General features: G+C 60.7%; 16 protein-coding genes. 6 read left to right on the forward strand and 10 right to left on the reverse strand.

The window, feature by feature from the left end; all coding sequences use genetic code 11:
- Positions 1-54 precede the first annotated feature (54 nt).
- Positions 55-909, forward strand: a complete 855-nt coding sequence (rpoH, locus tag BLU01_RS14765) for an RNA polymerase sigma factor RpoH (RefSeq protein WP_007897890.1) — start codon at positions 55-57, stop codon at positions 907-909.
- A 184-nt stretch (positions 910-1,093) separates the two neighbouring features.
- Here the strand turns inward: rpoH and mtgA are convergent, their stop codons facing one another.
- Positions 1,094-1,816: a monofunctional biosynthetic peptidoglycan transglycosylase gene (gene mtgA, locus BLU01_RS14770; RefSeq protein ID WP_092276754.1), complete on the reverse strand. Its 723-nt coding sequence runs from the start codon at positions 1,814-1,816 to the stop codon at positions 1,094-1,096.
- Positions 1,817-1,890: 74 nt separating this feature from the next.
- Between mtgA and BLU01_RS14775 the strand changes: the two genes are divergently transcribed.
- From BLU01_RS14775 to trmB, 4 genes are all read left to right on the forward strand, one after another.
- Positions 1,891-2,271 carry a DUF423 domain-containing protein gene (locus BLU01_RS14775; protein WP_092276757.1) on the forward strand — a complete coding sequence of 127 codons (381 nt, stop codon included), beginning with the start codon at positions 1,891-1,893 and terminating at the stop codon, positions 2,269-2,271.
- Between the two features lie 71 nt (positions 2,272-2,342).
- The gene (gene thiS, locus BLU01_RS14780; protein ID WP_167370430.1) at positions 2,343-2,543 is read left to right on the forward strand and encodes a sulfur carrier protein ThiS; all 201 of its coding nucleotides are present in this window, start codon (positions 2,343-2,345) and stop codon (positions 2,541-2,543) included.
- Positions 2,544-2,603: 60 nt separating this feature from the next.
- Complete coding sequence (locus tag BLU01_RS14785) at positions 2,604-3,398, forward strand: thiazole synthase (protein ID WP_092276760.1); 795 nt, start codon at positions 2,604-2,606, stop codon at positions 3,396-3,398.
- A 9-nt stretch (positions 3,399-3,407) separates the two neighbouring features.
- The gene (gene trmB / locus BLU01_RS14790) at positions 3,408-4,133 is read left to right on the forward strand and encodes a tRNA (guanosine(46)-N7)-methyltransferase TrmB (protein ID WP_092276763.1); all 726 of its coding nucleotides are present in this window, start codon (positions 3,408-3,410) and stop codon (positions 4,131-4,133) included.
- A gap of 124 nt (positions 4,134-4,257) precedes the next feature.
- Here trmB and BLU01_RS14795 read toward each other — a convergent pair whose 3' ends face one another.
- From BLU01_RS14795 to BLU01_RS14835, 9 genes are all read right to left on the reverse strand, one after another.
- Positions 4,258-4,581 (reverse strand): DUF3392 domain-containing protein, encoded by a 324-nt coding sequence (locus BLU01_RS14795; RefSeq protein WP_092276766.1) that lies wholly within the window; start codon positions 4,579-4,581, stop codon positions 4,258-4,260.
- A 22-nt stretch (positions 4,582-4,603) separates the two neighbouring features.
- The gene (gene hemW, locus BLU01_RS14800; protein ID WP_092276769.1) at positions 4,604-5,809 is read right to left on the reverse strand and encodes a radical SAM family heme chaperone HemW; all 1,206 of its coding nucleotides are present in this window, start codon (positions 5,807-5,809) and stop codon (positions 4,604-4,606) included.
- Positions 5,806-6,402, reverse strand: a complete 597-nt coding sequence (rdgB, locus tag BLU01_RS14805) for an RdgB/HAM1 family non-canonical purine NTP pyrophosphatase (RefSeq protein WP_092276775.1) — start codon at positions 6,400-6,402, stop codon at positions 5,806-5,808. The genes hemW and rdgB overlap by 4 nt, the downstream gene beginning before the upstream one ends.
- Positions 6,399-6,836, reverse strand: coding sequence for a DUF4426 domain-containing protein (locus tag BLU01_RS14810; protein ID WP_092276778.1), 438 nt, complete (start codon positions 6,834-6,836; stop codon positions 6,399-6,401). Before BLU01_RS14810 ends, rdgB begins: the two co-directional genes overlap by 4 nt.
- A gap of 26 nt (positions 6,837-6,862) precedes the next feature.
- The gene (gene metW, locus BLU01_RS14815; protein ID WP_092276781.1) at positions 6,863-7,483 is read right to left on the reverse strand and encodes a methionine biosynthesis protein MetW; all 621 of its coding nucleotides are present in this window, start codon (positions 7,481-7,483) and stop codon (positions 6,863-6,865) included.
- Positions 7,484-7,490: 7 nt separating this feature from the next.
- Entirely contained in the window at positions 7,491-8,630 is a 1,140-nt protein-coding gene (gene metX / locus BLU01_RS14820) for a homoserine O-succinyltransferase MetX (RefSeq protein ID WP_092276784.1), read from the reverse strand.
- Between the two features lie 413 nt (positions 8,631-9,043).
- On the reverse strand, positions 9,044-9,631 hold the full coding sequence (locus BLU01_RS14825) for a YggT family protein (protein ID WP_092276787.1): 588 nt from the start codon (positions 9,629-9,631) through the stop codon (positions 9,044-9,046).
- A 24-nt stretch (positions 9,632-9,655) separates the two neighbouring features.
- Positions 9,656-10,474, reverse strand: a complete 819-nt coding sequence (gene proC / locus BLU01_RS14830) for a pyrroline-5-carboxylate reductase (RefSeq protein WP_092276790.1) — start codon at positions 10,472-10,474, stop codon at positions 9,656-9,658.
- Between the two features lie 34 nt (positions 10,475-10,508).
- Positions 10,509-11,219 (reverse strand): YggS family pyridoxal phosphate-dependent enzyme, encoded by a 711-nt coding sequence (locus tag BLU01_RS14835; RefSeq protein WP_092276793.1) that lies wholly within the window; start codon positions 11,217-11,219, stop codon positions 10,509-10,511.
- 57 nt (positions 11,220-11,276) lie between these two features.
- Between BLU01_RS14835 and BLU01_RS14840 the strand changes: the two genes are divergently transcribed.
- Positions 11,277-12,311 carry a type IV pilus twitching motility protein PilT gene (locus BLU01_RS14840; protein ID WP_092276796.1) on the forward strand — a complete coding sequence of 345 codons (1,035 nt, stop codon included), beginning with the start codon at positions 11,277-11,279 and terminating at the stop codon, positions 12,309-12,311.
- Positions 12,312-12,386: the final 75 nt, after the last annotated feature.

A 12,386-nucleotide genomic window follows, 5' to 3' on the forward strand; every position in this document is an offset into this window, starting at 1 on the left:
GTCAATTTTCGCAGTGCTGAACTGCACGAGTTTGTAAGTCGGAGGTTTTTTCGTATGACCAATTCTTTGCAACCTGCATATGCTCTGGTCCCGGGTGCGAACCTGGAGGCCTATGTGCACACCGTCAACAGCATTCCATTGCTGACGCCGGAGCAGGAGCGTGAACTGGCCGAGAGTCTCTATTATGAGCAGGATTTGGGGGCGGCTCGGCAGATGGTGCTCGCCCACCTGCGCTTTGTTGTACACATTGCCCGTAGCTATTCCGGCTACGGTCTGGCTCAGGCTGACCTGATCCAGGAAGGCAACGTCGGCCTGATGAAGGCCGTCAAGCGCTTCAACCCGGAAATGGGTGTGCGCCTGGTGTCGTTCGCGGTGCACTGGATCAAGGCTGAGATTCACGAGTTCATCCTGCGCAACTGGCGCATTGTGAAAGTCGCGACCACCAAGGCCCAGCGCAAGCTGTTCTTCAACCTGCGCAGCCAGAAGAAGCGTCTGGCGTGGTTGAACAACGAGGAAGTCCACCGTGTGGCGGAAAGCCTCGGTGTCGAGCCGCGTGAAGTGCGCGAGATGGAAAGTCGCCTGACCGGCCATGACATGGCGTTCGACCCGGCTGCGGAAGCGGACGACGACAGTGCTTTCCAATCGCCGGCCAACTATCTGGAAGACCACCGGTACGACCCGGCCCGTCAACTGGAAGATGCCGACTGGAGCGACAACTCCAATCACAACCTGCACGAAGCACTGGAAGTGCTGGACGACCGCAGCCGTGACATCCTCTACCAGCGCTGGCTGGCAGAAGAGAAAGCCACGCTGCACGACCTGGCGCAGAAGTACAACGTGTCGGCCGAGCGAATTCGTCAGCTAGAGAAAAGCGCGATGAACAAGCTCAAGTTGTCGATCGCCGCGTAACGCAGCGAGCAGGCAATAAAAAACGCCCCGATCAGCAATGATCGGGGCGTTTTTGTTGGTTTGTCCTGCACACAAATCCCTGTAGGAGTGAGCCTGCTCGCGATCACTATCTATCAGTCGACATTTATTGCGACTGACCTGACGCTATCGCGAGCAGGCTCACTCCTACAGGGGATCTTCAGCGTTACTGAGCCCAAGGCGCCCGGCGTGAATCGTTGATCCCAACCAGATAACTGTCGCCACCCAACTGGCTCATCTGCTGCCGAATCCACCCGGCACGCCGTGCGACGTAATTGGTCGGATGGCTCGCGCTCCATACGCGCGGGTTGGGCAGAACCGCAGCGAGCAAGCTCGATTGGTGGCGGCTCAGGCCTTTGGCGCTCACGCCGAAGTGATGGCGGGCGGCGGCCTCAGCGCCGAACACGCCGTCATCCCACTCGACGCTGTTCAAGTACACCTCAAGAATCCGCTGCTTGGGCCACAACACCTCGATGAGCCCGGTGAACCAGGCTTCCAGGCCTTTGCGCAGCCAACTGCGGCCGGACCACAAAAACAGATTTTTCGAGACTTGCTGGCTCAGCGTACTGGCGCCGCGAATCGAACCGCCAAGCTCGTTATGCGCCAGGGCTTTCTGGATCGCGCCGAAGTCGAAACCCCAGTGCTCGGGGAATTTCTGATCTTCCCCGGCAATCACCGCGACTTTGAGGTCGTCAGAAATTTCATCCCAGGGTTTCCAGGTCCGTTGCAGGTCGATGGGTTCACCATCGATCCAGGATTCGACCTTGCGCTCGACCATCAACGCCGTGCCCGGTGGCGGCACCACGCGAAAAATCAGCACCAGCAATACGCTGCCGCCCGCGAACCACAGCAGGGCCTTGATGAATCGTCGCAAAAATAAACGCAGCATAGAGATGGCTTGGCCGAACCCGTTGAGCGGGCCATTATACAGACCCTGTTGATTGAGTCTGACTGGAGTTCTACATGCTGCGTGGCTTTCTGATGCTGGCCGCTTTCTTCGGCTTCACTGGCGTTGCCCTAGGCGCGTTCGCCGCGCATGGCTTGAAAAATCGTCTGACTGCGGAATACCTGACAATTTTCCACACCGGCGTCACCTATCAACTGGTGCACACCCTGGCGCTGTTGGGCGTGGCGCTGCTGGCGACGCAGATTCCCGGCCGGCTGGTGACCTGGGCCGGCGTGTCGTTTGCGCTTGGCATCCTGCTGTTTTCCGGCAGTTTGTACCTGCTGACGATGACCGGCATCAGCAAGCTGGGAATCATCACCCCATTCGGTGGCCTGGCCTTTCTGGTCGGTTGGTTCTGTCTGGGCCTCGCCGCGTGGCGCTTGCCGCTGACCGCTTGACGCTTGGTGCTGACCTTTGGGTCATGATCGGGCTAGAATGCCTGCCCCAAAAAATGATGGCGGCTTGCAACATGCGCATTCAGTTGAACGGCGAATCCCTTGAACTGCCCGACGGTGAAACCGTTGCGGCCCTGCTGACCCGTCTGGACCTGACCGGACGCCGGGTGGCGGTCGAACTCAATCTGGATATCGTCCCGCGCAGCCAGCATGCCGACACCGCATTGAACGACGGCGACACGGTCGAAGTGGTTCATGCGATTGGCGGCGGCTGACAGCCCGACGCGCCACGGCCCAGAATTCTGCAAGAACCTCACCCCTACAGAGGATTTCCCATGAGCATCGTTCGTAACGACAAGCCCTTCGTCCTGGCCGGTCGTACTTACCAGTCGCGTTTGCTGGTAGGTACCGGCAAGTACCGCGACATGGAAGAAACCCGCCTGGCCATCGAAGCCTCGGGTGCCGAGATCGTCACTTTCGCCGTGCGCCGCACCAACCTCGGGCAGAACCCGGGCGAACCGAACCTGCTCGAAGTGCTGTCGCCGGATCGCTACACGTTCCTGCCGAACACCGCCGGTTGCTTTGACGCGACCGAGGCTGTGCGCACCTGTCGCCTGGCCCGTGAGCTGCTCGGCGGGCACAATCTGGTGAAACTGGAAGTGCTGGCCGACCAGAAAACCCTGTTCCCCAACGTGATCGAAACCCTCAAGGCTGCCGAAGTGCTGGTCAAGGAAGGCTTCGACGTGATGGTTTACACCAGCGATGACCCGATCATTGCCCGGCAACTGGCGGAAATCGGTGTGATCGCAGTGATGCCTCTGGCCGGCCTGATTGGCACGGGCCTGGGGATCTGCAACCCGTACAACCTGCAGATCATCCTCGAAGAAGCGAAAATCCCGGTGTTGGTCGATGCCGGTGTCGGTACTGCTTCCGACGCCACCATCGCCATGGAACTGGGTTGCGAGGCGGTGCTGATGAACTCGGCGATCGCCCACGCCCAGCAGCCGGTGCTGATGGCCGAAGCCATGAAACATGCGATCGTCGCGGGTCGCCTGGCCTACCTCGCCGGCCGCATGCCGAAAAAACTCTATGCCAGCGCCTCCTCGCCGCTGGATGGTCTGATCAAGTAAGAGCCATTGATGACTGAATCGAACGAAACGCCGAACACCGTGGAAGAAGGCGACGAGTCCAAGCACCGCCGCATCAAGAGTTTTGTGATGCGCGCCGGCCGCATGACCGAGGGCCAGCAAAAAGGCCTGGAGCAGGGCACGCCGCTGTTCGTCCTGCCGCTGGCCGATGCGCCGGTGGATTTTGATCAGGTGTTCGGCCGTTCGGCGCCGCGCTCGCTGGAAATCGGTTTTGGCATGGGCCATTCGCTGCTGGAAATGGCGGCGGCTGCGCCGGAACAGGATTTCATCGGCGTGGAAGTGCACCGTCCGGGTGTCGGCGCGCTGCTCAATGGCGTGCTGACGCAAGGCCTGACCAACCTGCGGGTCTACGATTGCGACGCAATCGAAGTGCTGAACAATTGCGTGGCCGACAACAGCCTCGATCGCCTGATGCTGTTTTTCCCGGACCCGTGGCACAAGAGCCGTCACCACAAGCGCCGTATCGTCCAGGCATCGTTCGCTGAACTGGTGCGCAGCAAGTTGAAGGTTGGCGGCATTCTGCACATGGCCACCGATTGGGAACCGTATGCCGAATACATGCTGGAAGTGATGAATGTCGCGCCGGGTTACCGCAATCTCGCCGAAGACGGCAAGTGCGTACCACGGCCGACCGAACGCCCGATCACCAAGTTCGAACGCCGCGGCGAACGTCTTGGGCACGGCGTGTGGGACCTGAAGTTCGAAAAACAGTCCTGACCGCCACAAGCCTGTGGGAGCAAAGCTTGCTCGCGATGGCGGCCTGACAGTCAACCAGGATGTTGAATGTTATGGCCTCATCGCGGGCAAGCCTTGCTCCTACAGGTTTTTTTGTGTCTGGGATTCAGCGGCGGTCGGCGACTACGCCGATCAGCACCAGGACCACCAACAGCACCGGCGCCAGGCTGTAGTTGTTGAACTGGCTCAGGCCTTTGACGATCCACGGTGTCGCGTAGATCAGCGCGGCGCCGCTGCCGACCATGCACAGCAGGGCCATCATCGGTACGCGCAATGCGCCGGCAATGCTGCCCAGGCGTTGTTCGACCCAGCTTTTGATGTCCGCGCCGAACAGCACCAGCAAGCAGCCCACCAGCGCCAGAGCGATTTCCGACAGGTTGCTGCGGCTCCAGCGAGACGCGGTGGCGAGCAGGTCGAGGATCAAATCCATTGGTTTTCCCTTAAGGCTGAAATCAGCTCAGAAATGTCTGCAGCAAGTCATTGAGAAACAGTTGTCCGCGCTCGGTGGCCGCCAGGCGTGACGGTTCGACCTGCAACAAGCCGCTTTGTTCGGCTTCGCGGCGACCCTCGGCGAGGCTGTCCAGTGGCAGCCCGGTGCGCTCCGGGTACAGCCGCGATTCCACGCCAGCGGTCAGGCGCAAGGCGTTCATCAGGAAATCGAATGGCAACTCGTCATTGCTCAGGGCTTTCTCGCCAGCCTTGAAGCTCTTCGCCGGGTTGAGATAGTCCTTGGGCAGCCGCGTCTTCCAGGTGCGCACGATGCGCCCGTCGGGGTGGCTGAGCTTGCCGTGGGCGCCAGCGCCGATGCCGATGAAGTCGCCGAAACTCCAGTAATTGAGGTTATGCCGCGCCGGTTTGCCGGGCTGCGCGTAGGCCGACACTTCGTATTGCGCGTAACCGTGCTCGGCCAACAGCGCCTGCCCGGCTTCCTGAATGTCCCACAGCGTGTCGTCCTCCGGCAGCACCGGCGGCTGATTCCAGAACACCGTGTTCGGCTCCAGCGTCAGCTGATACCAGGACAAATGCGTCGGCTTCAGGGCGATGGCCGTGCGCAGGTCATTCAGTGCATCCTCCAGCGACTGATCGGGCAAACCGTGCATCAAGTCCAGATTGAAGTTATCAAACCCGGCCTGACGCGCCATGCCAGCGGCGCGCACCGCTTCGTCACCGTTGTGAATGCGCCCGAGCGCCTTGAGTTTTTCTTCCTGAAAACTCTGGATGCCGATCGACAGGCGATTAATCCCCAATGCACGGTAAGCGACAAACTTGTCCTGCTCGAACGTCCCCGGATTGGCTTCCAGGGTGATTTCGATGTCGCTGGCAAAGGCAATCCGCTGTTCCACCCCTTTGAGCAAACGGCCCAGCGTCTCAGCGCTGAACAGGCTCGGCGTGCCGCCACCAAAGAAGATCGAGCTCAGCTCGCGGCCATAAACCGCGTGCAAGTCCTGATCGAGGTCGGCGAGCAAGGCGTCGACGTACTCTTCTTCCGGCAGCACTGGGCTGGCGGTGTGGGAGTTGAAATCGCAATAAGGGCATTTGCGCACACACCACGGAATGTGGATGTACAGCGCCAGGGGCGGCAGCACGGGCAGCGCGGCCCGGGGCGATTGGGCGGCGCCGCCGAAGATCAGCGGCGACGCGGATGAGTCGTGGGTCATTTCAAGCCCAGACGCTGGCGCAGCAGATCCATTGCACGGGCGCGGTGGCTGATCAGGTTCTTTTCGCTGGGGCTCAAATCAGCGCTGGAGCATTCGCGTTCCGGCACCCAGAACAACGGGTCGTAGCCAAAACCGTGCTCGCCGCTGGCCGCCGGCAGAATGCGCCCGTGCCACAAACCTTCGCACAGGATCGGCAGCGGATCGTCGGCATGCCGCACCAGCGCCAATACACAAACGAACTGCGCGCCGCGCTCGGATTCGGGCACGTCTTTCAAGGCGTCGAGCAGCTTGGCGTTGTTCGCCGCATCGCCCTTGCCGTCGGCGTAACGCGCGGAATAAATCCCCGGCGCACCGCCAAGGAAATCCACCGCCAGCCCCGAATCGTCGGCCAATGCCGGCAGACCGGAGATGCGCGCCGCGTTACGCGCCTTGAGGATCGCGTTCTCGACGAACGACAGGCCGGTTTCTTCCGGCTCGATGCTGCTGAACTCGCCGATCGAGCGCAATTGCACGGACGCGCCGAGCATGGCTTGCAGTTCTTTGAGTTTGCCGGCGTTATGGCTGGCCAATACGAGTTGCGTGAAGTTGATCATTCGCCGGGGAAGAGCTCTTGGTTGAAGTTGATAGTCCTGGTTTCATCGCCGACCTTGACCGTGATGTCGAAGGTGCGGGTTTCCTGCTGGTCCACCGGGTATTGCGCGATGTAGTAGACCGCGCCTTGCTCGGTGATCTGGCGGAACGTCAAGGGTACGCTTTTGCTGGTCAGGTCTTTGACTGTGCCGCTCACCTGGGCGATCAGCGGTTTGCGATCCTTGACCACCGAGACGTTGATCACGCCTTGGTTTTTGCTGCGGATCAGCTCGGCAGCCTTGGCGATATCCGGCGTCAAGAAGGTCGAGTTGAAGGTGTTGTAATGCACGACCGCGCCGCTGCCCAATTTTTCCTGGCGCTCGCCTTTGATCGCATCGGCAGCCATCGCCGTCACGCTGAGGCAGGCAGTAAGTACAAACAGTGCTAGACGACCCATGATCGTTCTCCTTGGAATAGCGTGGCTCAAATCGCGACTTTGTGGTCCGGCAACCCTGGGCTGCTGACGCGGTAGATGCCGATCTCACCTAACAGATTAGGCCATAGCTTACTGGCCCACCCGTGGCGGTGCTGTTGATCCACGGCAAGCCGATCAATGACCTTGGCTGCACGTTCGCGGCACAACTCTTCAAAGTCGCCGAAGGTGCAGAAGTGAATGTTCGGCGTGTTGTACCAGGTGTACGGCAGGAACTCGGAAACCGGCATCCGGCCCTTGCTCGCCAGATACCAGCGGCAACGCCAGTGGCCGAAGTTGGGGAAGGTGATGATGCATTGGCGGCCGACGCGAAGCATTTCGTCGAGGATCCGGTCGGGGTAATGCACGGCTTGCAGCGCCTGCGTCATGACCACGATGTCGAAACTGTTGCTGGCAAAGTTGCCGAGGCCCTTGTCCAGGTCCTGCTCGATGACGTTGATGCCTTTGGCCACGCATTCGGCGATGTTGTCGGCGTCGTTTTCCAGGCCATAACCGGTGACTTGCTTGTTGTCGCGCAGCCAGGTCAGCAGTTCGCCGTCGCCGCAACCGAGGTCGAGCACGCGGCTACCGGCGGGGATCCATTCCTGGATGATTTCCAGATCGGCTCTCATGGCTTACTCACAATTGGATTCTGTTCATGTAATTGCTGAACGCCTGCAGGTAGCGCGGGATCGGAATCAGGAAGGCGTCGTGGCCTTGCGGAGCATCGATCTCGAGGTAGCAGACGTCTTTCTTGGCGGCCATCAGCGCGTCGACCAGTTCCCGCGAACGGGCCGGGGAGAAGCGCCAGTCGGTGGTGAACGACATCACGCAGAACTTGGAGGTGGCGCCGGCGAAGGTTTTTGCCAGGTCATCGTCGAAGTTCGCCGCCGGGTCGAAGTAGTCCAGGGCTTTGGTCATCAGCAGATAAGTGTTGGCGTCGAAACGTCCGGAGAACTCTTCGCCCTGATAACGCAGGTAGCTTTCGACCTGGAACTCGACGCTGTGGAAGTCGTAGTTGAGCTTTTCGCTCTTCAGGCCCCGGCCGAATTTCTCGCCCATGGAATCGTCGGACAGGTAAGTGATGTGCCCGACCATCCGCGCCAGCATCAAGCCACGCTTGGGGATCACGCCTGCTTCCTGGAACGAACCGCCGTGGAATTCGGGGTCGGTGAGGATCGCCTGGCGCGCCACTTCGTTGAATGCGATGTTCTGCGCCGACAGCTTCGGGGCCGAGGCGATGGCCAGGCAGTGGCGCACGCGGTCAGGGTAGGTGATGGTCCACTGCAACGCCTGCATGCCGCCGAGGCTGCCGCCGATTACCGCTGCCCATTGGCTGATGCCGAGCACATCGGACAGGCGCGCCTGGCTGTGCACCCAGTCTTCGACGGTCAACACCGGGAAATCGGCGCCGAAGGGCTTGCCGGTGTCCGGGTTGAGGCTGCTCGGGCCGGTCGAGCCGTTGCAGCCGCCGAGGTTGTTGAGGCTGACGACGAAGAATTTAGTGGTGTCGATCGGCTTGCCGGGGCCGATGCAGCTGTCCCACCAACCGGGTTTGCGGTCGTCGGGGCTGTGGAAACCAGCCGCGTGATGGTGGCCGGACAAGGCGTGGCAGATCAGCACGGCGTTGCTCGCCGTGGCGTTCAGCGTGCCGTAGGTTTCGTAAATGAGGTCATAAGCTGGGAGCGAACGGCCGCAGGCCAGGGCCAGGGGTTCACTGAAGTGCGCCACTTGCGGCGTCACCAGACCAACAGAATCGGCGGGAAAGGCAGTTGGCATCGACCCTGCTCTCGTTGAAATGAGGCGTAAGTCTAAAGACCGGTGTGCCTAGCGGCAAGCAATGGGCGGGGTGTTTGGGAAATAGGTGATCGGCTTTGGATCGACCCCTCACCCTAACCCTCTCCCCAAAGGGGCGAGGGGACTGACCGAGTGGTTTTTCGAATTACATCGACCTGAAATACCGAGCCGAACTCAGGTTCAGAAAAGTCCCCGATCAGCTCCCTTTCCCTCTCCCCAAAGGGGCGAGGGGGCTGACCGAGTTGTTTTTCGAATTACGTCGACCTGAAATACCAAGCCGAACTCAGGTTCTGAAAAGTCCCCGATCAGCTCCCTTTCCCCCTCTCCCCCATGGGGAGAGGGCTGGGGTGAGGGGTGGCTCTTGGAAGTGGCATCGGTTCAGAGCGAGTAGCCGATCAGATCAAGCCGAGCAATCCGGTCGGCATCAGCGCGTAGTAGGCCAGTCGCGGGATCAGCCAGCTCTGCAGCAGTTGGATCACGATAAACGCGAAGATCGGCGAGATATCCAGGCCACCGAGGTTCGGAATGATCCGGCGGAACGGTGCCAGCACCGGCTCAGTGATCTGCGCTACCAGCTCGGCGCCCGGATTGTGGCTGCCCGGTGCGACCCACGAGAGAATCACGCTGATGATCATCGCGTAGAAAATGATGTTCAAGAACAGCGAGAACAGCGCAATCAGCGCCCACGGCAGCAGGAACAGCCAGTTCACCATGAAGCCTTTGAGCAACAGGATCACCGCGATCAGCAGCATTTGCAGGATCAGCGCCAGCACCAGCGACGACATGTCCAGGCCGAACATGCTCGGGATCACCCGGCGCAGCGGCTTGAGCAGCGGTTGCGTGGCTTTGACGATGAACTGGCAGAGCGGGTTGTAAAAGTTCGCGCGAACCAGTTGCAGGATGAAACGCAAGAGCACGATCAGCAGGTACAGGCTGCCCAAGGTCTTGATGATGAAAATGGCAGCGTCATTGAGTCCGAGCATCATTGATTCCTTTGTAAGAGCTGATTAACGCCCAAGTTGCTCGGCCATCTCGGCCGAGCGCTGTGCGGCGGCGCCGAGTGCTTTTTCGACCAGGGCTTCGAAGCCATTGGCCTGGAACGACTTGATCGCGGCTTCCGTGGTGCCCGCAGGCGAGGTCACACGGCGACGCAATTCTGCGGCGTCGACGTCACTGGCGACCGCCATGTGCGCGGCGCCCAAGGCGGTTTGCACGGTCAACTGGGCGGCGATGTCTGCCGGCAAACCGAGTTTGACCCCGGCCGCCGTCATCGCTTCGATCAGCAAAAAGAAGTACGCCGGGCCGCTGCCGGAAACAGCGGTGACCGCGTCCAGTTGCTGCTCTTCGTCCAGCCACAGCGCCAAACCGACGGCGGACAACAGCTCCTGCGCTTGTTGGCGTTGCTCGGCGTCGACTTCGGCGGTCGCGTACAAACCGCTCACGCCCTGACGCAGCAGCGCCGGGGTGTTGGGCATGCACCGCACAATCGGTTGCGCGCCGAGCCAGTTTTTCATGCTCGCGCAGGTAATGCCGGCGGCAATCGACACCACCAGTTGATGCGGTTTGAGGCTTGGGCGGATCGCTTCGCACACGGCTTTCATTGCTTGCGGCTTGACTGCCAGGACCACGACGTCGGCGCCTTCAATCGCTTCGGCGTTGTCGGCGAACACTTCGATGCCATGTTCTGCGCTCACGCGAGCGCGGGTGTCGGCGCCGGGATCGCTGGCGCGGATGTGCGCCGCGTCCAGACCCTTGGCGCGCATGCCGCCGATAAGGCTGGCGGCCATGTTGCCGGCACCGATAAATGCAATACGGGTTTTGCTCATGTCAGGTCCTTATAGAGAGAAGCGTGAGCCATGTTCATGGTCGAGCGTAGTCGCGGGCGCCGAACAGGGCCGTACCGATACGAACGCAAGTCGCGCCTTGGGCGATGGCCGATTCGAGATCGTGGCTCATGCCCATGGACAGTGTGTCGAGTGGCTGACTCAAAGTGGATTGCAGGCTGGTTTGCAGACTGTCGCGCAAGTCGCGCACGGCAGCAAAAGCGGCGTCCTGGGCGGCGCGATCGTCAGTCGGCTCGGGAATCGCCATCAACCCGCGCAATTGCAGGCGCGGCAGTTCGCTGATGGCTTTGGCCAGGGCTGGCAGATCGGCGGGGGCACAGCCGGATTTGCTCGCTTCGCCGCTGACATTCACTTGAATGCAGATATTCAGCGCCGGCATATCGGCAGGACGTTGTTCGGACAGGCGTTGTGCGATTTTCAATCGATCCACTGAATGCACCCAAGCGAAGTGCTCGGCGATAGCGCGAGTCTTGTTCGATTGAATGGGGCCGATGAAGTGCCAGATCAAGGGCAAGTCGGCCAATTCGAGCTGTTTGCTCAAGGCTTCCTGCAGATAGTTCTCGCCGAAGTCGCGCAGCCCGGCGGCATACGCCTCGCGTAGCGCCTCGGCGGGTTTGGTCTTGCTCACGGCCAGCAACTGGACGCTGTGCTCGTCGCGCTTGGCGGCAAGGGCGGCGGCGTGGATGCGCGAACTAACCTGAAGGATGTTGTCTGCTATCGTGGACATTCAAGAGGCGCCAGCGGGTCTGAGGTTCGCGGCATTCTACTGGAATTGAGGAGCGCTATGGATATCACTGAGCTGCTGGCATTCAGCGCCAAACAAGGCGCGTCCGACCTGCACCTGTCTGCCGGCCTGCCACCGATGATCCGCGTCGATGGCGATGTGCGGCGCATCAACCTGCCGGCTCTGGACCACAAACAGGTGCACGAGCTGATCTACGACATCATGAACGACACCCAGCGGGTCGACTTCGAGAAACACCTGGAAACCGATTTTTCCTTTGAAGTGCCCGGCGTGGCGCGTTTTCGGGTCAACGCCTTCCACCAGAATCGCGGCGCCGGCGCGGTGTTCCGGACCATTCCGTCGAAGGTCCTGAGCATGGACGATCTGGGCATGGGCGATGTGTTTCGCAAGATTACCGAAGCGCCGCGTGGGCTGGTGTTGGTGACGGGGCCGACCGGTTCCGGCAAATCTACCACGCTGGCAGCGATGATCGATTACCTGAACAACCATCGCCATCACCACATTCTCACCATTGAAGACCCGATCGAGTTTGTTCACGAATCACGCAAATGCCTGATCAATCAGCGCGAAGTCCACCGCGATACCCGCAGCTTCGCCACCGCGTTGCGCTCGGCGTTGCGTGAAGACCCGGACGTGATCCTGGTCGGCGAGATGCGCGATCTGGAGACCATTCGCCTGGCGCTGACCGCTGCGGAGACCGGGCATCTGGTGTTCGGCACCTTGCACACGACGTCGGCGGCCAAGACCATCGACCGTGTGGTCGACGTGTTTCCGGGGGATGAGAAATCGATGGTGCGCTCGATGTTGTCCGAGTCGCTGCTGGCGGTGGTCTCGCAAACGCTGGTGAAGAAGGTCGGCGGCGGGCGCATTGCGGCGCACGAGATCATGCTCGGCACCTCGGCGATTCGTAACCTGATCCGTGAAGACAAGGTTGCGCAGATGTACTCGTCGATTCAGACCGGGGGCAATCTGGGGATGCAGACGCTGGACATGTGCTTGAAGGAGTTGGTCGGCAAAGGCTTGATCAGCCGCGACCACGCGCGCGAGAAGGCGCGGTCACCGGATAACTTTTGAGGGGCCGGAAACGCCTTCGCGGGCAAGCCTCGCTCTTACAGGATTGATATGTGCCGCGAAACTGGCGCATGACCT

Source organism: Pseudomonas prosekii (assembly GCF_900105155.1).
In the GTDB taxonomy this organism is placed as follows: Bacteria; Pseudomonadota; Gammaproteobacteria; order Pseudomonadales; family Pseudomonadaceae; genus Aquipseudomonas; species Aquipseudomonas prosekii.